Source organism: Pseudomonas sp. HP_12 (assembly GCF_055283955.1).
This window is the reverse complement of the sequence record NZ_JBTOQG010000001.1, coordinates 125,183-147,736: the sequence shown is the minus strand read 5'-3', so window position 1 is coordinate 147,736 and position 22,554 is coordinate 125,183. Positions and strand designations below refer to the sequence as shown.

Sequence of the window (22,554 nt, the reverse complement as noted above, 5' to 3'; positions counted from 1 at the left end):
GCCCTCTCGCGCCTCACTCGCCACGAGTTCGCCATGCCCATACTTCGTACCATCGCTGGCACTTTCATTCGAAACGCATTGCTGACCGGTCTGGTCGCTGCGATGGCGAGCGGTTTCGCGCTGTCGGCGAGTGCTCGAGAAACGGTGCGCATCGGTTACCAGAAATCCTCCACCCTGATCACCCTGCTCAAGACCCAGGGCACCCTTGAGCAGGCACTGGGGAAAGACAACATTGACATCACCTGGCACGAGTTCCCCAGCGGATTGCCCCTGCTTGAAGCCCTGAACGTCGGCAATGTCGACATCAGCGCGGACGTCGCCGATACCGTGCCGATCTTCGCCCAGGCCGCGAACGCCAAGCTCACCTATTTTGCTGAAGAGTCGCCCTCGCCCGCCGCCCAGGCCATCGTTGTGCGCACTGACTCGCCGATCCGCCAGTTGTCGGATTTGAGAGGCAAGAAGATCGCCGTGACCAAGGCGGCCGGCACCCATTACCTGTTGATCGCCGCGCTGAGCAAGGCCGGCCTTTCGTTCTCCGATATCCAGCCGGCGTACCTGTCCCCGGCAGACGGCCGGGCGGCGTTCGAGAATGGCAAGGTCGACGCCTGGGTGACGTGGGAACCCTTCCTCACCAGCGTGCAGCGCCAGTTGCCGACGCGCACGTTGACTGACGGCGTCGGCCTGGCAAGTTACAAGCGCTATTACCTGACCAGCACGCCCTACGCCAAGGCGCATCCCGAGGTGCTGAAGCGGGTTTACGAACAGCTGCAACAGGCCGGCGGCTGGATCAAAGGCCACCCCCGGGAAGCCGCGCAAGTGCTCGGCCCGCTATGGGGCAATCTGGACGTGGAAACCGTCGAGGCCGCCAACGCACATCGCAGTTATCAGGTCGAGCCGGTGAAGGCCGACCAACTGGGCGAACAACAGAAGATCGCTGATGCCTTTTTCAAGGCCGGGCTATTGCCCACTGCTGTGGATGCCAAGGACGTGGACATCTGGACGCCATGAATGGAGCACCTGGCGTTGCCAACCGCTGCACCTGACCCTTCATTCCCACTCTTGAGCGCACTTGATGAAAGGCTTAAAACCGCTGTCGCTGTCTGCCGTACTCGGCTCCGCCCTGCTGCTGAATGCCGTGTTTTCGTTCTCCGCCGTCGCCGGCCTGCTGGAAAAGGGCCGCAGTCAGGGCCTGACCGCCGGCATCGCCAATGAGCAACCCTATGCGTACGTGGGCACTGACGGGAAAATCGTCGGCGCCAACGTCGAAATCCTCCGGGCCATTCTGGAGCCCCTGGGCATCAACAAAGTTGAACTGCCGATCACCGAGTTCGGCTCGCTGGTGCCGGGTCTTGCGGCAGGTCGTTTCGATCTGATCGGTGCTGGCCTGTTCATCAATCCGGCGCGCTGCAAAGTGATTGGCTATTCCAACCCGGTCACCCGTTCCGGCGGCGCGTTTCTGGTCAAGGCCGGCAACCCGCTGAAGCTGCACAGCCTCAAGGACGTCGCGGCCAACGGCAAGGCGCGGCTGGCGACCCAGCCCGGCAGCAATCAGGTGCAGGAAGCCAAGGACAGCGGCATCAGCAATGGCAACGTCGTGCTCTTCGACAAGGACACCGAAGCCCTCGCCGCGCTGCAGGCCGATCGCGTCGACGTGGTGTACTTCCCGGATGCCGAGATCATCGGCCTGCTGAAAAAAGCCGAGGGCACGCCGGTTGAACGGGCGCTGCCGTTCGAGCAGATCCCGGATGCCGACGGCAAACCGACCTGGAATTACCACGCCTACGGCCTGCCGAAAAACGATCCGGCGTTTACCCAGGCGTTCAATGAGCAACTGGCGAAACTGCGCGCGTCCGGCGATCTGCTGAAGATCCTGCAGAAATACGGCTACACCGAAAACGAACTGCCACCCGCAGACGTGACGGCCGAGCAACGCTGCAACCGTTGAAGCCAACCTGATGCCGATGCCGATGCCATTGTAGGACCGGCTTCAGCCGGGAAGGCATCGGTGATGCACACCGCAAAATGGAGGGCGCCAGCAAGGGCCTCTTCCCGGCTGAAGCCGGTCCTACAGACCGCGTGCATTCAGTGGGACCGGCTTCAGCCGGGAAGGCGTCGATAGGCACACCGCAAAGTTGATTTTTCACCCCGCAACATAACGGCCCCAGCCCATACGAGTACGGCCCATGCTTTTTGATGCTTCCACCCTGGACACCGCGCGCTTCATCGCCCGCCAACTGGCCAACGGCGCACTGGTCACCCTTGAAATCACCTTCTTCGCCCAGGTCGTCGTGGTGGTGATGTCGTTTGTCATCGCGCTGATGCGCCTGTCGCCGTGGCGCGCGTTGCGCTGGATCGCGACGGTCTACGTCGAAATCCTGCGTGGCATCTCCGCCCTGGTGCTGCTGTTTTACCTGTTCTTCATCCTGCCGCTGTTCGGCATCACCCTGGCGCCGATGACCACCGGCATTCTCGGCCTGGGCCTGACCTTCTCCGCCTACGGTTCGGAAATCGTCCGCTCCGCCCTGAGCAACGTCGCCCGGGGCCAGCGCGACGCGATCAAGGCCCTGGACTTCGACGCGATCACCGCGTTTCGCCGAATCATCCTGCCCCAGGCACTGCCGTTCATGCTGCCGCCGATGGGCAATCAACTGGTCGAATTGCTGAAGACCACCTCGCTGGTGTCATTGATCACCCTCAGCGACCTGACCTTTTCCGGCGGTCAACTGATCACCACCCTAGGTCAGCAGACGCTGATCTGGAGCATTGTGCTGGTGTGTTATTTCGTCATGGCCTGGCCGCTCAGTTGGCTGGTCAAGCGCTACGAGCGACGGGTCACCCACTGGCGTCGCGGGGTGGCGCCATGAACTTCGATTACGCCTTCGCCTGGTCCATCGTCCCCGATCTGTTTCAGGGGCTGCTGGTGACGCTGCAAGTGGTGATCCTCGGCTTTCTGCTGGCGGTGCTGCTCGGTCTGCTGCTGGCCATCGCCCAGCGCTCGAAAAAAGCGCTGGTGCAACGACTGAGCGCCGGCTACCTGAGCTTCTTTCGGCACACGCCGCTGATGGTTCAGCTGTACGTGCTGTTCTTCGCCCTGCCCCTGGCCGGCCTGACCCTGCCGCCGATTTCCACCGGAGTGATCGGGCTGGGGCTGTACTACGCGGCCTACATTGCCGAAGCCTTTCGCGGTGCCATCGAAGGCGTGCCGGCCGGTCAATGGGAAGCGGCCAGGGCACTGGATTTCGACAGCGCCACCACGTGGCGGCGGATCGTCCTGCCCCAGGCCCTCAAGCCGATGCTGCCGGTGCTCGGCAATTACCTGATCGGCATGTTCAAGGAAACCCCGCTGCTGGCGGTGATCACCATTCCCGAGCTGTTCCAAGCGGCGAAACAGATCGCCGGCATGACCTACCGCTACAACGAGCCCTACACGGTGATGGCGCTGATGTTTCTGGCGATCAGCGTGCCGACCTCCCTGTTGTTCAACTATTTCGAGAGGCGCAGCCATGTCTGATCTCGCACACGCTCTGCCCGGCGCTTCGCCGCAGATCATCCTCAAGCAAGTGGTGAAAAACTTCGGCGCGACCCGGGTCATCGATCACCTCGACCTGAGCATTCCCGCCGGCCAGAAAGTCGCGCTGATCGGCCCTAGCGGTTCGGGCAAATCCACGGTGCTGCGCCTGATCAAGGGCCTTGAGGCCTATCAGCACGGCAGCATCGAGGTGGCCGGCGCGCCGGTGCCGGCCAAATCCGGCGGCTGGCACTGGCCCGGCGCGAAAAAGCCACCGGTGGTGCACCGGGTGGGCATGGTGTTTCAGCAGTTCAACCTGTTTCCGCACCTGACCGTGCAGCAGAACGTCACCGAAGCGCCGCTTCAGGTGCTCAAGCTCAGTCGCGAAGAGGCCCTGGAGCGCGCCCATCAATACCTCGGGCTGGTCGGTTTGAGCCACAAGGCCGATGCCTATCCCGCGCAGCTTTCCGGCGGCCAGCAACAGCGCGTCGCGATCGCCCGGGCGCTGGCCATGCGGCCCCAGGTGATGCTGTTCGACGAGGTCACCTCCGCGCTGGACCCGGAGCTGGTCGGTGAAGTGCTGGCGGTGATCCGCGCCATCGCCCACGAGCAGCAGATGACCATGCTGCTGGTGACCCACGAAATGAAGTTCGCCCAGGACATCGCCGACCGCGTGCTGTTCATGGAGGCCGGGCGCATCGTCGCCGATGGCTCGCCGACCGAGGTGCTGGTCGACCCGGACAACGAGCGCACGCGGCGCTTTCTCAATCTGGTGGAGCAACGTTGATCGGCCGGGGGTCAGGTTCGTGCGCCGCCGAAAAAAACCGAACTCGCTGACCGCTCACACATCCAACCTTCATACCCCAAAGCGAGGATGAATCCATGAGCAACGACACCCCGGTCGACCCACGCAACGTCACGCAGCCTGACGCGCCTACCCTCGACAGCGCAGGCAAACCTGTCAATGTTGTGCAGCGTGACCTCAACGACCCGGACGACGACACCCGCGCGGTGGACGAAGTCATCACCCCGACCTCCATTCGGGAAAAGGAACAGGACGCCGAAGAGCTGAACAGAAAGTCAGCTGAAATCGAACGCAAGGTTGCTGACGGCCGTTGATTCAATCCGGGCGGCCTTACAGCCGCCCTGCTTCCTGAACGTGTATCCACTCCCGGCAACATCTGCCGCGCCGCAATACCGATTGTGTCCGCACTGGCCTTTTCCCGACTTAAGCCGGTCCTAGGTGCCCAGCAGTGCGCGCACGGCGTCGAGCACCGCGCTGATCTCGAAGGGCTTGTCGAACACCTTGCTGAACAGATCGGGCCGGGCGATGCCCAGATGGGACTGCGCACCGCTCATCAGCACAATGGGAATCTGCCCCAGGCTCTGATTCAAGCGAACCGCTTCCGCCAGCTCGATGCCGTTCATCCCGGGCATCATGTAATCGGTGATGATCAGCTGCGGGCGCTCGCGTTCGAGAATGCCGAGGGCCTTCAATCCGCTGCTGGCGGTGACGGTCAGGTAGCCTTCGTCTTCCAGCGCGAAGCTCAGTATGTCGGCGATGAGGTACTCATCATCGACAATCAGAATCGTGGTCATGCAGCCCTCCGCGCGAACGAGCGATCATCGGCTCGATGACGACTTCTACGCCGTTGCATTGCCTGAATCGTCGAGGGCATGAAACGCAGCCTTTTTCACAGTCAGACCCTGCTCGCCAATCAAGACGTCCAGCAGGGCCGGGTCGTAGGGGTTATCGCGGATTTTGAGGATCGACAGTTGCCGGGTCAGCCCCGCTGTCGATTGCGCAAAGCGGATCAGCATGAGGTTGTCGACAATGCCCGACATGTCCGGGGCCGGGGCGTCGATCTTGCCGCCGATCAGGCCGCGGATTTCCCAGCTGCAGACCACCGTGACGCCACGGGCGCGAAGCTCGCTCATCAGGGCACTGAAGAGGTCGAGAATCCGCGATTGATCGGCCGAAGCGCGGGCCATGCCACCGAGGCTGTCGAGGAACACCCGCTTGATGCCCTGCTGCTCGACGATCCTCAGCAGGTCGAGGGCAAGTTTGTCGATCAACTCGGCGCTCGCCGATTTCCAGGCAATGTGCAGCGCACCGGCGCGTTCCAGCGCTTCGAAGTCCAGCCCGAGCGCCGCCGCCTTCACCCGAAGGCGCTGGGGCGACTCGTAGAAGCCAAACAACAACCCGGGCTCGTCGGGCGTTGAGCGAGCGAGGAAATTGAGGCCGAATGTGGTCTTGCCAGTGCCCGACGGGCCGAGGAGCAAGGTCACCGACGATTCCACCAGACCACCGCCAATCAACGGGTCCAGCGTGTCGATGCCGCTGGGGACTACACTGAATTCAGCGCTGTCGCGCAGCGCCGAGTGGGTGATGGTGCTTTCGAGGCGCGGGTAGACGACCAGGCCGTTTTCGGTGATTTCGCATTCGTGGGCGCCGGGGATGGCGCCGCTGCCGCGGGTCTTGCGCGCCTTGATGCGGCGTACGGAACGGTTGCCGACCAGTTCTTCACCCATTTCCAGCACGCCGTCGACCATGGTGTGTTCGGGGCTGCCGTCATCCAGCTGGGAGCTGGTCAGAAAGAACACCGTGCAACCGGCGAAGGCGGCATGGCCCTGCAATTCGGAGATAAAGCGTTTGGTGTTGAGGGTGGACTCGGCTTTGGAGCGGGCATTGAGCAGCCCGTCGAGGATCATCACCGTGGACTTCTGGCGGACGATCTCCCGGCGCAGCAGCTTGACGACTTCATCGAGGCCGTCGTTTTCCATGGTGTCGAACGCGCTCACGAACTGGATCTGGTCGCCGACCCGGTCCTTGTCGAAGAAGCTCAGCGTGGAAAGAAACTGAAACAGCCGCTCGTGGGGTTCGGCGAGCAGGGTCGCGAACAGCACTCGGCCGCCATTGCGGATGTGATTGAAACCGATCTGGTTGGCCAGAATGGTTTTTCCGGAGCCCGGTCGGCCCTGAATGATGTACGAGGATCCGGCAACGAAACCGCCCATTAGCAGCTCATCAAGCCCTTCAATTCCGCTCTGAAGGCGTTTTAGCTGATTCAAATTTGCTTCCTCCGCCACCGTATTGGCGTGGTGAATATTGCGAGTTAAGTCCGCGACTAATCGCGGATTATTGAGTTTTTAAGGAAGCTTTCCAAGGGCAATCATCAATTCTCATGACAGATTCACACGCATTCGCCGACAGACATTGCGACGAATCAATTCGAACGAGTGTTTATCACTCGACCGAATCGGATCCGGGTTCCGGGGCACAACCGTCCGTCTCGGCCTGGGACTGCTCGGTGCGCCGCTCGGGATCGTCGGGCTTGATGGGGGCGGACAACGGGTATTCAGGCGTGTCGTCACGGTCTGCCGGTTGATCGTCAGCAGTCCCGCGAACGAGTGATGAGCGGTCTGGGCACATGGTTGCAGGTCCATTGAGGGAGGCAGGTGTTGGAGCGCACCGGCAGGCACTCGTGCGGTTCACCGGACCAATGGAGTGAGCGGTGTCGTGTGCATCGAGCTGGATTGGCTACGACCTCAACTGTAGGAGCGGCTTTAGCCGGGAAGGCATCAATAGTCCCGCTGCAAAATTGAGACTGTACCCACTGGCCTCTTCCCGGCTGAAGCCGGTCCTACTGCCGGGAAGGCGTCGGTCGTTACAACGCAAAACGGAAGGCGCTCACACCCGTTTTTCCCCGGCCTCATCGAGATTCAGCAACACGGTAAAACAGCATCCGCCGTCATCGCGGCTGGTCAGGGTCACGGTCCAGTGCTGATTGGCGCAGATCCGCTGAACCAGCGACAACCCCAGGCCCAGCCCCTCACCGCGCTGCTCGTCGCCGCGCACGAAGGGCTGGAACATGGCCTGCTGTTTTTCCAGCGGAATGCCGATGCCGCTGTCCTCGACGCTGAAACCATCACTGCGCAGGGTCAGCTGAATGAAGCCCTGATCGGTGTAATGCCAGGCGTTGCGCAGCAAATTGCCCATCACCGAGCGCAGCAAGGGCGCGTTGTAGACCTCACCGTCCCCGTCGTGGCGCTGATAGATGAAGCGCAAGCCTTTGGCTTCGATGGGCGTGCGCCAGGTGTCCACCAGCTCATCGGCAATCAGCTCCAGCGAAGAACGCTGACCCTGAGGCGTGTTCTTGCCCTCCGTGCGCGCCAGCAGCAGGAAGGTTTCGACCAGTTGGTTCATCCCCGCCGTGGCCTTGCCGATGCGCTTTACCTGCGTGCGGGAGCGGTCATCCAGCGCCGGGTATTCCATCAGCAATTCGCAGGACGTCGCCAGCACCATGAGCGGCGTGCGCAGTTCATGGCTGACGTCGCTGGTGAACAGCTTCTCGCGGCTCAATGCGGCGCGCAGCCGGCCCAGGGTTTCGTCGAATGAACGGGCCAGCGCACCGACTTCATCGTTGGCGTAGTCGCTGGCGAGCACCGGCGCCATCTCCAGCAACTGATCGCGATGACGCACCTGGCCGGCCAGGCGCGACACCGGCGTGATCACCCGGGACGCGAGCAGCCGACCCAGCAGCACCGCCAACAGCACGCTGAGAAAGAAACCGACCAGCACGACACCGAACAGAATGCGCTCGCGCTTTTCGAACTTGCGCTGATCACGCAGCAGTACGTAGTGGCGCCCGTTTACCTCGGAGACCATGGCGTAATAGGCTTTCTTGCCGCGGAAGAACTCCTGGAATCCCGGGCGCAGGCCCTTGAGGTCGTCGCTCATGGCGAGGTCACCAACGCCCTCGTCGGCGTAGAACAACTCGTCTTTTTCCGGCCGGTGGCGCCAGTCGTTGACGCTGTCCACGGCCAGCAGCCGGTGCAGATTGCCGCCCAGGCTCATGATCGTCAGGCGCTTTTCGACCACGTGCACGGTGGCGATGATGCCGACGGCGAATACCCCGGCGACCAGCGCGCTCATCAACGCAAATACGATGACAATCCGTTGTTTAAGGCTGTGTTTGATGTCCATGAAGGTCCGTGCATGGCGGTACTCGAATCCGGGGCGTGGCCCCACCGGCGGCGATTATCCGGTGCGGGATGTCATGGTTTTGTCAAATGCCGCCCTCTTTCCGGCTGAAGCCGTTCCCGTTGGAAATCAGCGGCCGCATGAGCAACATGCCGACCGCGCACCCGCCCATCAGCAGGCAGGTGACGATGAAGACCACCGGCATGCCGAAATGCCCGCCCAGGTATCCCCCGGTCAGTGGCCCCAGCACCTGACCGATGTACTGGCAGGACGTGGAGTAGCCGAGCATGCGCCCGGCGACGGCGTCGGGCACGGAATGGCGGATGATCGCCGCAATGCACGGCCACACGCCGCCCAGGGCGATGCCCATGAGAAAGCGCAGCAGCACCAGCTGCCAGGCATGGGTGACGAACGCCTGGGGAATGAGCAAGACAGCCGCCGCCGTCAGACAGCCGATGACCACTTTCCAGTGGCCGATGCGGTCGGCGAGTTTGCCAATACGCGAGGCCGACAACACACTGGCCAGGGCAGTGGCCGACATCACCAGCCCGGCCATCAGCGTGACGTTTTCGCTGTGCATCTGGGTCAGGTACACGGTGATGATCGGCTCGATGGACATGATCGAAAACATCACCAGACAGGCCACAACCAGCATGGTCAGCACCGGTTTCCTGTCCGCGATGACGTCCCAGGCCCGCACAGCCGGCGCTTTCGCCACGCCAGTCTGACGCTTGGGCCGAGGTGCCTCCTTCATCAGAAACAGCGTGGCAAGGAAGGTCAGAAAGACCACGCCCCCGGCCAGGAAGAACGTGCTGCGGATGCCGATCAGCGGCGGCAACAGCCCGCCAATCAACGGCCCGGTCAGATTACCGGCCATGATTCCCGACGAGAGCATGCCCAGCGCCCAGCCGGTGCGCGCCTTGGGCGTCTGCGTGGCCACGAGAATGGTCGCGCCGGAGGCATAGCCGCCGAGCAACCCTGCCAGCAAACGCAGCCCGACCAACTGATAAATGTTCTCTGCCAGCCCGATCAGCGACATCGCCACCGCCATACCCAGGCTGGCACGAATCAGCATGAGCTTGCGCCCGTAGCGATCACCCAGCCGCCCCCACAGCGGCGCGGTCAGCGCGGCAGACAGAAAGGTCGCGCCAAACGCCACCCCTGACCACTGCACGATGGCGGCCTGATCAGTGACGCCCAGGTGCTCGACATACAGTGGCAGAAACGGCAGCAGCAAGGTCATCGCAACGATGGTGGTGAACGCGCCGAACACACAGACGGCCAGGTTGCGCCTCCAGTGTTCCTCGACGAGGGATGGCTGGGATTGAGAGGGCGTGGTCATGACGGCTCTACCGTGAACGGAATACGCTCACGGTAGAGGGCTGAGGGCCATAAATAAAATTCATGTTTTTCATGCGGGGGATTCCAGCCAGGAATAACCCCCTGCCGCTAAAGCGGTGGCACCCGATTCACGACGCCATGGACGCGCGCGGTATCGTGAAACGGAATTCGCTGCCGACGCCCTCTTCACTGGTGGCCGTCAGTTCACCGCCGTGAACCTTGACGATCCCTTGGGAGATATAGAGCCCAAGGCCGGTGCCATTCGGGTTGCCTTCACGTCTGCGCCAGTAGCGCTCGAACACATGGGGCAACTGATCGCTGCGAATACCCTCCCCGGTATCCACCACGGTGAACACCACATGGTCGCCCGCACCCGCCGCCGTGACCTTTACGCTGCCAGCCTTGGGGGTGAATTTGATCGCATTGCCCACCAGGTTGGAGAGCACCTGAAACATGCGCTCCGGATCGGCGAAAACCGTCAGCTCGGGTTCGGCGTGAAAGGTCAGGTCGATGAATTTGTTCCGCGCCAGTGGCGTGAGCAGTGACCAGGCGTCTTCGAACAACTGGCTGACTTCCAGCCGCTCGGCGTCGATGAAGTAGCGGCCGGCTTCGATCTTTGACGTATCGAGCAAATCCTCCAGCAGGCTGCTCATCCGCGAAGACGCGCGCTGCAGGATGTCGACGGCAGAGCTGAGTCGTTTGGTAGATGCTGTGGCGTCGGCGTTGATCACCCGCTGCATCATGCCGCACTGCATGACGATAACCGTCAGCGGGCTGCGCAGGTCGTGGGACACCACCGCCACCAGTTCATCGCGGGCACGCACCGCCTCTTTCTCGCGCAGCACCTGCCGTGACAGGTCTGCCTCCAGCGCAGAGCGACGCAGATCGGACACCGCGTAGACCTCACCGGCGCTCCAGGTTCTGGCCTTGCCCTCGACCTGCTGTTCCCACAGGGCAAAGGATTCCCGTGGTTGCAGGCGATCATTGACGACCCGTTTGGCCTGTTGCGGGTTGCCGCTCCACTCCACGCTGCCCCTGACTTCGGCGCGAAACCACAGCACCCCGTTGGCCACCGGCTTGGGCAAACTGAACGCCAGCAGTCCGCTGGCCACGCGTTGATACGCTTGCGCGTCGGGGAACACGGCACCAAGGCTGGACGTCTCGAACACAGATCCGGGCCGGTTCTGCAGCCATTGCTGCAACGCGCTCACTTGCTCGGTGCTCGGGCACTGGCCGATCAGGTGTACCTGACCGTCGATGATCACCGCCGCACCGTTGGCGTCGACCAGTGTCAGCAGCGCCTGGGCGTGTTCAAGCAGCCCGTTGTAGACGTCGTCAGCGGACTCGTTCATCGCCCTGGACAGCCTGTCCAGCATGTGATGCTTGGCCAGTCGCTGGCGCTGAGTCTGCTGATCTTCCAGCAGGCTGATCTGCATCGACAGCACTTGCCCGATGGTCTGGCAGGCCGAGCGCAGCGTGTGCGGCACCTGCAGCGGCTCGCGATTGCCGCAACTGATCAGGCCCCAGAGGCGTTCATCCTTGAGCAGGGAAATGCTCATTGATGAGCGCACGCCCATGTTGTGCATGTACTGACAATGGATCGGCGACACGCTGCGCAGCACCGCGTGGCTCATGTCCAGCGGCTCGCCGGTATCCGGGCGCAGGGCCGGGACCAAAGGCGCCGGCACATACGCGGCGTCGGGGATGATGCGCAGCCAGTTCAGGCGGTACAGCTCGCGGGCCTGCTGCGGGATGTCGGTGGCGGGGAAAAACAGCCCCAGGTAGGCGTCCAGGTCGGCCGTCGCCGACTCGGCAATGACCTGCCCGTGACCCTCCTCTTCAAAGCGATAGATCATGACCCGGTCGTAGCCGGTCAGTGCACGGATTTCCGAGACGCTGATGGCGTACAGATCGTCCAGCGATTTGGCCGATTGCAGGCGACGCAAGGTGCGCGTGAGGCGCGGCCCCAAGTGCTGCATCGATGCCTGTGTGGCGATGGGCTCAAGTTCCAGAAACAACAGGCCTTCGTGGCGATGCAACAGGCCATCGAATGCCTGCCCGGCACATTGCATCGGCAATGGATCGAGGCTGTGCAGATCCGCGTCCTGAACAGCGTCGCGCAAAGCGTCGGCCTGCGCCTCGCCCAGCCAGCGTACCAGCGAGTCGCCGGCCTGCACGTCGCCGGGGATGCCCAGCATTTGCCAGGCATTGGCGCTGGCCTGTTGCACGGTCCAGTCGGTTTCGAGCAGGGTCAGCAGAACGCCGTGGGGCTGAATGGCGCCCGGGATACGAATCGGTTCGTTGGCGCAGGTGTCCAGCAGCTCATCCATATTCAGCGTGTGGTCAAGCGTCATTCAACACTCCCGTTTGCTCCAGCCAGGTTTGAAAGCAGTGGAAAGTGGCACAGGCCGCCTGCACCACCTCGGCGTTGTGCAGCGGCGTATCGAACTCGGCCAGTTGCTTGAGGAAGGCCTTCCACAAACGCCCGGTGTCGCGGCCGTACACGTCCAGAAACTCGCCGCCGCTGTCGGCGTCGACGCCCAGCCTGTTGGCGATGATCCGGCGCAGCACCTGCCCCCCCAGCGTAGCCCCTTCCATGACATACATCACACCGAGCAACTGCGCGACGCTGTCGATGGCGGGCAGTTCGGTGCACAGCGGCAACGCCTGAATCTGCAGGTCGTCCAGGCCGAGGGCGTGCAGATCCTTGATCAGCGCGGGGATTTTCTGCCGGGCGGGGTCGATGGCCTGGGGCGCAAGAAAGCGCTCAATCGATTGTTGCAAGGGCAGATGGAAGCCGTAGTAGGCCGCGATGATCCGTTTGTAGGTGCCGAGATCAAGCTGGGGGTGGGTCAGTGGCAGTCGGGCTTCGAGTGTCGAGTGCTGGACGGCGGTAGCCGTTCGCAATTGCTGAAGGACACTGGCATAGGGGGCCGGGACGCAAGGGTCGCGCAACGCAGGGGTGATTTCAACCAAGGGCGAAAGTGTCCGGTCTGAGCGGACGTGCCTGAACATGCGGCAGCCGCTGTTGAGGCAGATGATGCGCGCACACTAATGGAGACAGTGCCCGGCTGTAAATATGGCTGACGGGGAAATGCCGACGTTCGGCCGGGCGGTACGTTCTCTGCGCGACCTTGGCCGTCGGCAAGCCTTGATACACGGGTATTGTCACAGCCAGGCCAATGCGGCGAGCAGGCCGAGCAATCCGCCGATGAGTAATCCGATCCACATCGCGGTGCGTTTTTCTGCAGTGACCTTGATGTCGGTGGACGTTGGCTGCGTGGCTGCAGAGTTTCTCTGGGTTGGGGTGTTTCTCTGGGTTGAGGAATGAGTCCCGATGTGCAGCGATGGGGGCGGCATGGCGTTCGGCGCGACCAGCACCGCGGCCTGAGCTTCGCGCTCGATCCGCGACGCCCGTTGCGCCACCTGCGTGCGCAAGCCTTCCAGACTATTGATGGACACAGGAATCCGCTCAAGCAGCGTCCGGCGCACGTGCTCAAGCTGCACGCAAAACAGACCGAGGTCCGCCAGATCGCCGACATTGATCTCCAGTTCACGCAGCACCGCTTGACAAGAGCCGAACAGTCCATTGAGGAGTTCCGCCCGCGCCGGCCCCCCTCGCGGCCAGGGTTGGGCGTCTGCCCGCAACAGGGTTTCCAGGACCGACAGGCCTTCGTACATCCCGTTCAGCCCGGCCAGATGACTGCGCGCCAGGGCGTAACCCGCCGCCGTTTGCAGGTCCGCGCCATTGCGGGCAAAGACACCCAGGCAGCACTGCTCGACGTGCCGCCAGTCGACATCAGGACAGGCGGGATGAGCGAGCCTGGCCATTTCGGTGCGCAGCATGCGGTATTCGGGCAGCGCGCGCGGATCGCCCCCAGGCTGGATGTCCAGGCCCGATCGCCTTTTTGCCTGGCCGCTCACGTTCGGCCCTGCACATTATGGCGCTTGAGATGACGCACCACCGCCCTTCCCTCCGGGCTCAAGGTCGTGCCGAACGTCGCGGTGCGGTTCCCTTCAAGGGTAGCGTCGAGGGCGTAGACCAGATGGCCCGGCTGGGTCTGGGGCAACAATTCGATGTCCAGCGACAACAGGCGCGGCTCGTACTTGAGCAGCGTGTCGGCGATGGTTCGCATCAGCCCATGGGCGGCAGAGGGCAAGCCTTCGAGCACAGCGCCCATGTCCGGCAGGCCGTAATTGGGCAAGTGCGCGAGGGTGCCCTCGCGGCTGTTGAGCACGCGTTGCACATTGTCCAGCACCGAGAGCACGTATTGATCGTCTTCCCCCACCCGTGACAGGTCGAGCTCGCCGCTGAAATTCTGCAGCAGGGTTTCGTACAGCGAAGGGTTGAGCTCGCTCATGGCTCAACCCTCGGCCAGGGGGCGCAGGGTCAGCCGGCTTTCGCCCAGCTCGATGACCCGGGGCCGGTCCGGGTCGAGGTCGTCGCGGGTGAGCAGCAAGCGCCATTCATTGAGCTGCAGATCGGGCTCGCGGAATAACCCGACCACGGCGACCACTCCGGCGTTTTCGTTCAGCGGCACATCCAGCGGCGCGCCCTCCCCGGGCTTGATCACCAGCGATCGCTGATCCAGCAGGTCAGCGCCGAGCACCTGGTCGGCGTCCCGCAGCAGGTCGTCGTAGGTGGCTTTGCTCGCCGACTTGCCATCGCGCAGCTGATACACCCGCACCATCACCGGCACCGACAGCGCGCGCATGTCCGTGCCGTCGGTGTTCAGGGCCAGGCGGCCGTCGAAGTCCAGACGCAGCGTTCTGATCTGTTTGTAGAAGATCGCCTGGGTCATTGCTGCGGTGGATTCGGACACGCTCTGTGTCACCCCGCAGCCGCTGACGAAGAGGCTGAGGGCGATGACGGACAGTGTTTTATAAATAATAGGCGACATGGGTGGGTTCTCTTTCCTGAGGATTGATGTGGAGCCCCTGGTAACGGCCCAGATGGATAGTGATGATGTCGTTTATCCCGGCAGCGCTGCCCTGCAACCCGAGTCCGGCGGTCATGCCCAGCAGCACACCTCGTCCGCCGAGCGCTGGCACCGGCAGGCAGCCGATGGGCAGCGACAGGCGCAACCGCGCGGTACAGCGCCAACCGAGGTAAACCTGCAACAGCACCCGCAGGTCGCTGTGCAAACCACCGCCGGGCAGCCATTCCCGCGCCTCGTCGTGGTCGGCGGTGAACAGCGTCAGCAACAGTTCGCTGTTGACGTCGCGGCCGACGCAGCCCAACGGCGTGCCCTGGGACAGACTCACCGGCCGCGCCGACGACAGGCTGGCAGGCGCGTCGAGGGCAATGTTTCGCGGCCAGTGCGGCTTGATCGACGCCTGAGTGCGAGACGCCAGCAAATGCACCAGCGCCGAAATGCCCTCGGCGTTGCGGGTTGGCAGACGCATCACGCCGAGCAACGCCAGAAAACGCGACAGCGGCGTGGCGATGCGTTTCGCGGTGCCGGGGATGCCCAGCCCGATCAGCCCGAACAGGCACTGCGAGGTGGGGTCGGCCCCAGCGGGCGCGAACGAGGCCGGGTAGGAATACTTGCGCCAGATCCGGTAGAACTGGGTGAAGACCCGATGGTTGAAGATGTCGAGAAACCCCTCCAGCGCCTCGTGGCCTTCGCGCTTTTGCGCAATGTCGTCGAGGTAGCGCGTCGGCATCGGCGAGTCCACGCCGTAGAGGCCGAGCAAGCGGGTGCGCACGGTTGCAGGTAGCGGCTGATCCTCAGACGACCACTCCACGGCTTTCAACTCACTGGCAGGAAAACCCATGCCGGGATCGGGCCGGAAGCGCACCGGATCATCCGCCGGATCTTCCGAGCTGCCCAACGGCGGCTGCTCCGGCGCAGCGTTTTCCAGCAACTGGCAGAAGCGGTAGACGCTCGCCTCGGCCACCCGACCCTGCACGGCAGCGAGCCATTCGGCGACCCTTAACCGGGAATCCGCTGGCTGTGGTTTTCGCTCCATCGCAGGCTCCTCCCGGTCGGTTGCAGAATCAGGGTGATCTGGGTGAACAGATGGATGTCGGCGTACAGCACGAAGAACCGGTTGAGCATTTCGCCGAACAGGCAGATATCGCCCTCGCCGGCAAAGCCTTTGGCATCGAGGGTCACTTCGATTTCCACGCCGCGCAGCAGAAAGCCTTTTTCGAAGCGCTGAATGAGGTGGTGACGCACTTCCACGATGGATTCCAGACGCCGGCGATTGAGCTCGCTGCCGGTCCAGTCGTACAGCGCCAGGGTGCCGCGCAGCACTTCGGCGCTGTCGAGCATCGGCAGAAAGTTCGAGCCCAGATGGCTCAACACCCGCCAGTGAAAGCGGTCGCGGCTGGGCGGATAACACGGCAGGGTCGGCGCGCACAGGTTGCGCACCCGCAGACCGGACTGGGTCGTGTGCAGCGGCGTGTCAAGGATCGTGCTTTGCAGCGCTTTTCTAGGCAGTTGCCCATTGGTGCCGGTAAGGCGCAGGGACAGGCACGGCCGCTCGGTCAATCGATCGAGGTCGGCGCCCTCGCCGCCCAGTATCAGCCAGGTGTCGTGCAGCCCGTTCGCGCCGCGCTTGAGGCGGGTGTGGAAATAACGCTCGGGCGCCTCGTCACGGAGCATGCCGCCCTTGTGCCGGAAGCTGGAAAACGGCACGTACTCTTCCCGCCCCGAGTCGCGGGACGCCGTTACCCGGTCGACCGAATAGATTTCGGTGTGGCCGTCCTGCAGGCGCATGGGCCGCAGCAAATAGTCGGCCTGCAAGGGATCAAGGGACAGCGGGTCGGCCTCCAGCGGAAACAGATTGATCGCCGGCACGGCGTGCAGGCGAATGTGCTCGCTGCTCAGCGAAAATGCATGGGGCCAGGGCACACTCAGGACAGCCTCGAGTTCGAACCACGGCGCGTCCGGCGCGATGCTCATGTTTTCGAGCCCGTGCAGGGTCACGAACATGAATTTCTCGCGAAAACTGAAGTACTCCAGCAGCAACTGATAGCCACTGAAGGCGCTGTCGCCCTTCGGCCAGAGCCGGTCGTCATCACCGAAGCCCTTGGGCCCAAAACGTCCTTGCAGCGGTTGGCGCTGCGCGTCCCCGGGCTGACGCACATAGAGCGCCTGAGTGCCCAGGGTCAGCGCGTGATGCAACGCGTTGGCCACCGCCGGGGTGGCGTTGAGGTACAGCGGGATGCGGCGCAAATCCAGCTGGCCCCAGTTGCTCAGCGCCCCGCAGGAAAACCGCAGGCGAATCACCGAGCGCCCGTCCGGTTCCTGAGCCAGGCGCACCGAATCCAGCGCCAACGGTCGCAGGGTCAGGTCCTGGGTGGTGGTGTAACTGCAGCGCGTGCGCTGGGGGCCGATGGGTTGCGACTGAATTTCAAAGCCGGTCGCGACATGCTCGCTCTGCTTCATCTGGTTTAAGTCGGGCTGCAGCTCGACGATCGACAACGACGGAATCGTGCGCAGGTAATGGGGCCACAGCAGACTGACCAGGCCTTCGGTCAGCTCCGGCAGGTCATCGTCGAGTTTTTCCCGCAGCCGTCCCATGAGGAACGCGAAGCCTTCGAACAGCCGCTCGACGTAGGGATCGTGGGCGCCGGGTTTGTCCAGATTCAGCGAAGCGGCGCGGTCGGGAAACGCCTGGGCGAACTCCTTGCCGGCCTCGCGCAGGTAGCGCATTTCCGCATCGAAGTAACGCAGGGTCAGATTGTCCGTGTTCAAAAAAACCTCCTGGTTGAAAGTGTCAGCCGCACAGCACTGCCGCGCGCACCGGGTCCATAGCCACCAGAGCCGCCAGCAGCGGCTCCATCCGTTTGCCCAGCGCAGCCTTGTCGGCGTCGCTGCGCTGGGCTTTCATGCGCAGCAACTTGAGCAGCCGCGCCTTGACTTCAAACACCCGCGCCGGCTCCCACTGAGCGAGCACATGGCGCTGGGCCGTGGCGTCCAGTTCGCCGAGGACGTGCAACGCCAGCTCGCTTTTGCCGTACTGTTCGGCGACCCGCGCCATCAGCAGGCGCAGCAGCCAGCGCTGCCGGCCGCCGTGAATGTCGGGCCGCGTGTCGAGCCAGCTCAGCGCCACCTCGACGCCGTCGCGATCGGCCTGGGCCAGTGCCTCGCTTTCGAGGGCCAGAATGTCGGCTTCGTCCGCGTTGGAAGCGGCCGTCGCGGGCAGCCAGGCAGCCACGCTTTGAGTGCTGACGTGCTGATCGATCCACTCGCGGGTAGTCTCGTCGGCAAAGGCCGAGCCGTCGTCCCAGCACAAGGTTTCGAGGCCCGGCAGTCGCTCCAGGAGCAGGCCCAGATCCTCTTTGACGATGCGCGCCCAGCCCTCGGACGGCGCCGGTTGCCGGCTCAGCGCCTGGTACAGAAACCATTGCAGGTCGAGCCAGAAATGGTTCACGCCCTCGGCGAACATGCGCTCCACCTGATCGAGCAACTCGTTCCAGCTCTGTTGCAGGTACAGCCGCTTGAGTTGCGCGCGGTATTCGGATCGGGGCGGTGCCAGGCGTGTGCGGCCAGTGGCGTCCTGGGGCGGCGACTGGTGCACGGTGTCCCAGCGCAGACTTTTCATCAGCCGATGGGCCGCCAGCCAGCCCTGGGGTTGTTCGCGCAGATAGCTGGCCAGCGCGCGGCCGCTGTCCAGCAGGTCGCGGCCCGAGCGGATGGTATTGGACGCGGGGCCGGCGCCGTGGGTGGCGGCTTGTTTAGTGGCCTGAGGGTTCGCAGCGTCATGGCTGGCACTGAATTGCGGCACCACGGCATCCAGTCCGCCGGCCTGGGCCAGCCGTGCCGACAGCGCCGAGTACAGCGTGCCCAACTCAGGACGCTGGTCGACGGGCCATTGTTCAAGCACGTCATCCAGCCAGGCGAGCGCGGCGACCGTGCGTTCGGCCTCGGCCTTCACCACTTCCGGGTACAGCGTCAGGCTGTCGAGGACTTTGGCGCTGGCCAGCCACTCCAGCGCGACCTTGCGGCTGTTGGGCCGCGCCGGCAGCACCTCGACGCTGTAGCGATCAACCATGGCGGCCAGCAGATTCAAACCGTCCGCCAGCCCCGCTTCGCCGTCCCGCTGCAGGCGCGCCCACAGGTAATAGGTGAGCACGCGCAGGTCCTTGCAGGTGCCTTTGAGGAGTTTTTCCGCCAGTACGATGACCCGATCGGCGTCTGCCCCGGACAGCTTGTTGACCTCCTCGCGCATGCTCTGGAAATCATCGTCATAGCCGGGGTCCTGACCCACATTTGAGTCACCACTGATCGGAGCCAGCCATGACGCCCACTCGGTAGCGTGGGCCTTGGCGAGGGCCACCGCGTCGCGCTCACCCAGCGTCGTGGCGATCAACGCTTGCAGGCTCATTCCGTCACCTCGGCGCGCGACGGGGTTTGCGCGCTGGCGATGCCGTTGAGGAAGATCTGTCGCGGCAGTTTGAAATTGCGCAGCGCCAGCAGGCTCATCGGTCCCGCGCCCAGCTCGGTGCGCATGTGCCAGGTCAAGTCCAGGCCGTCCGGCGCCGGCACGCTGATGCGGTAGCGGCTGTCGCTGTCGTCCAGCGCGGTGACCGTGGCGGCGTCCAGCAAACGGATCAGCCCCCAGGCGCCCTGAAAGTCACCGTACAGACGCTCGCCGCTGCGCACGCTGGTCCATGTGAGGCTGGCGCCGGGGTAATCGCTGCTGCCGGGCCAGGCAAAGCGCTGCCAGCTCTCCTTCTGATTGAAGTACTGATGGCGCGCGCCATTGAGCACGAAGGTGGTCTGTACCACGTCGCGCACCGCCTTGCCCTGCAGCTCGAAGTTGATGCCCATGCCGCCGTCGGTGTAGAGCACGTCGGCCAGGTGGCTGAGCTGATTGACCGCCGCGAGAAATTTCGGGTTGATCAACAGGCCCTGACCGTGGGCCGGGTCCACCCCCCAGCGACCGCCATCCTTGCGCAACACGCCGGTCAGCTCCCGCTGCAAGAACTGCTCAATGCGCCCCGAGTCCGCGCGGATCATCTTGCCCAGCATCGTCAACGAGGCGTCGCTGCCGGTGGCGGCGAAGGGATAACGGCCGAGAAATGCCTTGTCCCATTCATCAACCACCGCCTGCTGCCACTGCCGGTTCAGCGCGATCGCCGAAGGTTCCAGCACCTTGCCCCACGCCTGCTCCAGCGGCTGCACGAACAGCGCATGGGCCACGCCGTCCCACTCCTCGCCGAGACTGGCCGCGAGGAGCTCGCCGTAGGCCCGAGTATCGGTAAGGTCGATGTTCTTGCTCTGGAACACCGTCTGCGCCATGGCCTGGGTCATGCCCTGGGGATCGGCGGCGTGACTGACCTGCTGCAACTTCAGGCGCACCCGGGTCACGCGGGTCAGAAACGCTTGCAGGCTGAGGTCGTCATCGCCGCCCTTGCCTTCCGGGTCCTTGCCCAGCAACCCCAACAGCGGGCCGAAGGTCGGATCCAGCGGCCCGGCTGGCGTGTCGAGCTGCTGGCTGATGGCAGGGACCTGCGACGGGCGCTCGCTGCCCATCAGCTTCTGCGCCGACTGCATCAGCGAGTCCTTCAGCCCCTGACTGCGATGGCCGGCCTGACCCTGCCACGCCAGGGTGTTCATGAAGGCAATCAAGGGTGACTGGCGGACGTCGCTCATCAACGTCAATTGATCGATGACGTCGGCCAGGCTGTCGGCCCGTCGCCACTGCACGCTGTTGAGAAACTCCAGCCAGGCGCCGGAGTAATCATGGAAGTAGCGCTCGGTCAGCCGCGCTCGCAGCTGTTCCGGCGAGGTGTTCGCGACGCCGCTGTTTTCCCGGTCGCTGAGCACCCAGTCGATCTGCTCGCGGCGGGCCCCGACGATGTCGTCGATCGCCTGACGCACCTGCCCTTCCCACGCCTGCCGGGTGAACACACCCGGCACACGCGCCTCGGTGAAAAACAGCGGCCACGCCTCTTTGTCATCGACCATCTGCTCAACCCCGAGATCGGGAGCGTGAGTCGCGGCGGCCTCCAGCACCTGCTGATACAGGCTGGCTTCGCCATTGCGCTGGCCCAGTTGCACCAGCAACACCTGCCGCGCCTGGGCCACCAGCGCGTTATCCACCTCGATGCGCCACTGCGGATTGGCCTTCAGTTGCTCGGCATAAAACTGCCACAGCGTCGGTGAAAGCCCTTTCCATAAACCCGGCGACACGCCCATGCGCGTCGGCTCGGCATGACCGAGGGCCGTGACCAGAAACCCGGCGTCCACTTTCTCCGGGCGGGCCATCATCAGATAGGCCTTGAGCTGCACATATGCGTTGTGCGCGCCCTTGGCCCGCCGAGGACTGTCAGCGGGCGATGCCACCAAGGCGGCGAGTTGGCGCTTGAGGTTCTCAGCCGCCGGGTCGCGCATCAGCCGGCTATTGGCTTCCACGTAGCGCGGCCACATCGCCGCGAGCAAGGCATCGTTCTGACTCAGCCCGAAGCGCTGGAACCACGGCTCGCCCCGCCGCGCGCGGTCCTTCAGCCGTCCCATTTCGAGGATCAGCGCGTTGAGGGCGAGCAACGGCTCATCGCCGTTGCCCGACGGCTCCACGGCCGCGAAGGACGACTTGATGTCGAGGATCTGCGCGCGGTGGGTGGAAAACGACAGCAGTTGGCCGGTCAACCCGATCAGCATGGCGCCGAGGGTCAGTGCATAGGTGAGGCGAGTGACAGGCCAGCCCAGGCGCCGGACGTCGCGAGGTGTGTCCGCGAGCACGCCGGCCCACGCAGGACCCGGCAGCCACAGATTGCCGACGGACTCGGTCGGTAGCGCCGGCAAACTGAACCACAGCCCGCGTAACGGCACGCCCCGCGCGAACTTGCCCAGCAATGGCGTCAGGGCTTGGTGCCAGCGGGCGATGCCCTCTGCTTTCAGGTTGGAGGACAACCGGGAGAGAAAGTCATGGTCAGGGTAGACCGCCAGCTCGGCCAGGCCCATCTGGTGCAACGAGTCGTCAATGGGGGCCAATATTGTCTGCAATTGCGAGCCGCTGAAGTGCGGGGGCAGCAGCGACCCAGCGGGCCCCCGTGGGTGCTTTTGCTGCGTCCGATTGCTCTCGCAGACCTCCCACAGGTGCAGCGGCAACTGCCAGCCCAGGGTTCGCGCCAGTTGTTGCAGACCGTCGACGCCACTCGCCATCGTCGCGGCGTTGGCGCTTTGCTGCTTATCAAGGGCCCAGACCACGCCGTCAAGGCCGCGCCGCTGGGTTACGGCGTGCCAGCGGGTGGCGGCTTTGCAGAGCTGGGATTGCGGGCTGCCGCCCCACAGCAGCACGGTGTTCTGGGATTCAAGCCACTGGGCGTCGGCAAGGCCTGGGGCGATGGCTTCGATCTGTTCGGGCTCGCCGACGACCAGGATGAAGCGGGTGCGGGTGCGCTGGAAGGCGGTGTATTGGTGGTGGAGGTGCTCTTTGAGCGCATCGGTGATCTGTAGCGCCTTGTCCTCGCACGGTCCAGTTCCTTCGGCAGACGCTGGCTGGGGAGAGATTTCACTGGCTTTTCTGAGATATTCCGCCCGCCCCAACCGTTGCGTCAGCCACTGAAAACTCACCGCGCCCGCACCGGCCGTTATTGTGGCGGCCGCAACACCCAGCAGCCATGCGGTTTGTTCTTCGCTGCCGGCAGCGATGCCCATGAGGTGAGGGAACTGCCATATCAGAATTATCAGGCCGAAGCCCACCACCAAAATGGCTGTGCGAACAACGAACCCGATAGAACGTGGAATACGCATAAAAAAGC

General features: G+C 63.7%; 20 protein-coding genes. 6 read left to right on the top strand and 14 right to left on the bottom strand.

What is annotated here, in order from left to right; all coding sequences use genetic code 11:
• Nucleotides 1-102: 102 nt before the first annotated feature.
• The 6 genes from ACYASU_RS00700 to ACYASU_RS00675 all read left to right on the top strand — a co-directional run bounded on the left by ACYASU_RS00700 (nt 103) and on the right by ACYASU_RS00675 (nt 4,627).
• Nucleotides 103-1,008: an aliphatic sulfonate ABC transporter substrate-binding protein gene (locus ACYASU_RS00700; protein WP_463581820.1), complete on the top strand. Its 906-nt coding sequence runs from the start codon at nt 103-105 to the stop codon at nt 1,006-1,008.
• A gap of 64 nt (nt 1,009-1,072) precedes the next feature.
• Entirely contained in the window at nt 1,073-1,945 is an 873-nt protein-coding gene (gene ehuB / locus ACYASU_RS00695; RefSeq protein ID WP_346628221.1) for an ectoine/hydroxyectoine ABC transporter substrate-binding protein EhuB, read from the top strand.
• Nucleotides 1,946-2,183: 238 nt separating this feature from the next.
• On the top strand, nt 2,184-2,864 hold the full coding sequence (ehuC, locus tag ACYASU_RS00690) for an ectoine/hydroxyectoine ABC transporter permease subunit EhuC (protein WP_065991599.1): 681 nt from the start codon (nt 2,184-2,186) through the stop codon (nt 2,862-2,864).
• Nucleotides 2,861-3,511 (top strand): ectoine/hydroxyectoine ABC transporter permease subunit EhuD, encoded by a 651-nt coding sequence (ehuD, locus tag ACYASU_RS00685; protein ID WP_463581589.1) that lies wholly within the window; start codon nt 2,861-2,863, stop codon nt 3,509-3,511. The genes ehuC and ehuD overlap by 4 nt, the downstream gene beginning before the upstream one ends.
• Nucleotides 3,504-4,295, top strand: coding sequence for an amino acid ABC transporter ATP-binding protein (locus ACYASU_RS00680; RefSeq protein ID WP_192172254.1), 792 nt, complete (start codon nt 3,504-3,506; stop codon nt 4,293-4,295). The genes ehuD and ACYASU_RS00680 overlap by 8 nt, the downstream gene beginning before the upstream one ends.
• A gap of 95 nt (nt 4,296-4,390) precedes the next feature.
• Nucleotides 4,391-4,627: a hypothetical protein gene (locus tag ACYASU_RS00675; RefSeq protein ID WP_463578883.1), complete on the top strand. Its 237-nt coding sequence runs from the start codon at nt 4,391-4,393 to the stop codon at nt 4,625-4,627.
• A 120-nt stretch (nt 4,628-4,747) separates the two neighbouring features.
• On the opposite strand, the gene ACYASU_RS00670 is transcribed toward ACYASU_RS00675, so the two are convergent.
• The 14 genes from ACYASU_RS00670 to ACYASU_RS00605 all read right to left on the bottom strand — a co-directional run bounded on the left by ACYASU_RS00670 (nt 4,748) and on the right by ACYASU_RS00605 (nt 22,546).
• Nucleotides 4,748-5,107: a response regulator gene (locus ACYASU_RS00670; RefSeq protein WP_463581588.1), complete on the bottom strand. Its 360-nt coding sequence runs from the start codon at nt 5,105-5,107 to the stop codon at nt 4,748-4,750.
• A gap of 45 nt (nt 5,108-5,152) precedes the next feature.
• Nucleotides 5,153-6,580, bottom strand: coding sequence for an ATPase domain-containing protein (locus tag ACYASU_RS00665; RefSeq protein ID WP_274605507.1), 1,428 nt, complete (start codon nt 6,578-6,580; stop codon nt 5,153-5,155).
• 175 nt (nt 6,581-6,755) lie between these two features.
• Nucleotides 6,756-6,941 (bottom strand): hypothetical protein, encoded by a 186-nt coding sequence (locus ACYASU_RS00660; RefSeq protein WP_423574519.1) that lies wholly within the window; start codon nt 6,939-6,941, stop codon nt 6,756-6,758.
• Between the two features lie 258 nt (nt 6,942-7,199).
• Entirely contained in the window at nt 7,200-8,495 is a 1,296-nt protein-coding gene (locus ACYASU_RS00655) for a sensor histidine kinase (protein WP_463581587.1), read from the bottom strand.
• 82 nt (nt 8,496-8,577) lie between these two features.
• On the bottom strand, nt 8,578-9,834 hold the full coding sequence (locus ACYASU_RS00650; RefSeq protein WP_463581586.1) for an MFS transporter: 1,257 nt from the start codon (nt 9,832-9,834) through the stop codon (nt 8,578-8,580).
• A 127-nt stretch (nt 9,835-9,961) separates the two neighbouring features.
• Nucleotides 9,962-12,187: an ATP-binding protein gene (locus ACYASU_RS00645; protein ID WP_463581585.1), complete on the bottom strand. Its 2,226-nt coding sequence runs from the start codon at nt 12,185-12,187 to the stop codon at nt 9,962-9,964.
• A complete protein-coding gene (locus ACYASU_RS00640; protein WP_346630249.1) occupies nt 12,177-12,809 on the bottom strand; it encodes a biliverdin-producing heme oxygenase in 633 nt (210 codons plus the stop codon). Before ACYASU_RS00640 ends, ACYASU_RS00645 begins: the two co-directional genes overlap by 11 nt.
• A 192-nt stretch (nt 12,810-13,001) precedes the next feature.
• Nucleotides 13,002-13,757 (bottom strand): type VI secretion system ImpA family N-terminal domain-containing protein, encoded by a 756-nt coding sequence (locus tag ACYASU_RS00635; RefSeq protein WP_463581584.1) that lies wholly within the window; start codon nt 13,755-13,757, stop codon nt 13,002-13,004.
• Complete coding sequence (tssE, locus tag ACYASU_RS00630) at nt 13,754-14,194, bottom strand: type VI secretion system baseplate subunit TssE (RefSeq protein ID WP_463581583.1); 441 nt, start codon at nt 14,192-14,194, stop codon at nt 13,754-13,756. The genes ACYASU_RS00635 and tssE overlap by 4 nt, the downstream gene beginning before the upstream one ends.
• A 3-nt stretch (nt 14,195-14,197) precedes the next feature.
• The gene (gene tssJ, locus ACYASU_RS00625; RefSeq protein WP_463581582.1) at nt 14,198-14,734 is read right to left on the bottom strand and encodes a type VI secretion system lipoprotein TssJ; all 537 of its coding nucleotides are present in this window, start codon (nt 14,732-14,734) and stop codon (nt 14,198-14,200) included.
• Entirely contained in the window at nt 14,715-15,806 is a 1,092-nt protein-coding gene (gene tssG / locus ACYASU_RS00620) for a type VI secretion system baseplate subunit TssG (protein ID WP_463581581.1), read from the bottom strand. The genes tssJ and tssG overlap by 20 nt, the downstream gene beginning before the upstream one ends.
• Nucleotides 15,770-17,539 (bottom strand): type VI secretion system baseplate subunit TssF, encoded by a 1,770-nt coding sequence (gene tssF, locus ACYASU_RS00615; RefSeq protein ID WP_463581580.1) that lies wholly within the window; start codon nt 17,537-17,539, stop codon nt 15,770-15,772. The genes tssG and tssF overlap by 37 nt, the downstream gene beginning before the upstream one ends.
• A 22-nt stretch (nt 17,540-17,561) precedes the next feature.
• Nucleotides 17,562-19,172 carry a type VI secretion system protein TssA gene (tssA, locus tag ACYASU_RS00610; protein WP_463581579.1) on the bottom strand — a complete coding sequence of 537 codons (1,611 nt, stop codon included), beginning with the start codon at nt 19,170-19,172 and terminating at the stop codon, nt 17,562-17,564.
• Complete coding sequence (locus tag ACYASU_RS00605; RefSeq protein WP_463581578.1) at nt 19,169-22,546, bottom strand: ImcF-related family protein; 3,378 nt, start codon at nt 22,544-22,546, stop codon at nt 19,169-19,171. Before ACYASU_RS00605 ends, tssA begins: the two co-directional genes overlap by 4 nt.
• Between the last annotated feature and the right edge of the window lie 8 nt (nt 22,547-22,554).

Excerpts from the sequence above, each read along its gene's own strand:
- tssE (WP_463581583.1), bottom strand. The coding sequence starts at position 14,194 with ATGAGCGAGCTCAACCCTTCGCTGTACGAAACCCTGCTGCAGAATTTC.
- ACYASU_RS00650 (WP_463581586.1), bottom strand. The coding sequence starts at position 9,834 with ATGACCACGCCCTCTCAATCCCAGCCATCCCTCGTCGAGGAACACTGG.
- ehuD (WP_463581589.1), top strand. The coding sequence starts at position 2,861 with ATGAACTTCGATTACGCCTTCGCCTGGTCCATCGTCCCCGATCTGTTT.
- tssA (WP_463581579.1), bottom strand. The coding sequence starts at position 19,172 with ATGAGCCTGCAAGCGTTGATCGCCACGACGCTGGGTGAGCGCGACGCG.
- ACYASU_RS00645 (WP_463581585.1), bottom strand. The coding sequence starts at position 12,187 with ATGACGCTTGACCACACGCTGAATATGGATGAGCTGCTGGACACCTGC.
- ACYASU_RS00680 (WP_192172254.1), top strand. The coding sequence starts at position 3,504 with ATGTCTGATCTCGCACACGCTCTGCCCGGCGCTTCGCCGCAGATCATC.
- ACYASU_RS00660 (WP_423574519.1), bottom strand. The coding sequence starts at position 6,941 with ATGTGCCCAGACCGCTCATCACTCGTTCGCGGGACTGCTGACGATCAA.
- ACYASU_RS00670 (WP_463581588.1), bottom strand. The coding sequence starts at position 5,107 with ATGACCACGATTCTGATTGTCGATGATGAGTACCTCATCGCCGACATA.
- tssG (WP_463581581.1), bottom strand. The coding sequence starts at position 15,806 with ATGGAGCGAAAACCACAGCCAGCGGATTCCCGGTTAAGGGTCGCCGAA.
- ehuB (WP_346628221.1), top strand. The coding sequence starts at position 1,073 with ATGAAAGGCTTAAAACCGCTGTCGCTGTCTGCCGTACTCGGCTCCGCC.
- ACYASU_RS00675 (WP_463578883.1), top strand. The coding sequence starts at position 4,391 with ATGAGCAACGACACCCCGGTCGACCCACGCAACGTCACGCAGCCTGAC.
- ehuC (WP_065991599.1), top strand. The coding sequence starts at position 2,184 with ATGCTTTTTGATGCTTCCACCCTGGACACCGCGCGCTTCATCGCCCGC.
- ACYASU_RS00700 (WP_463581820.1), top strand. The coding sequence starts at position 103 with ATGGCGAGCGGTTTCGCGCTGTCGGCGAGTGCTCGAGAAACGGTGCGC.
- tssJ (WP_463581582.1), bottom strand. The coding sequence starts at position 14,734 with ATGTCGCCTATTATTTATAAAACACTGTCCGTCATCGCCCTCAGCCTC.
- ACYASU_RS00655 (WP_463581587.1), bottom strand. The coding sequence starts at position 8,495 with ATGGACATCAAACACAGCCTTAAACAACGGATTGTCATCGTATTTGCG.
- ACYASU_RS00605 (WP_463581578.1), bottom strand. The coding sequence starts at position 22,546 with ATGCGTATTCCACGTTCTATCGGGTTCGTTGTTCGCACAGCCATTTTG.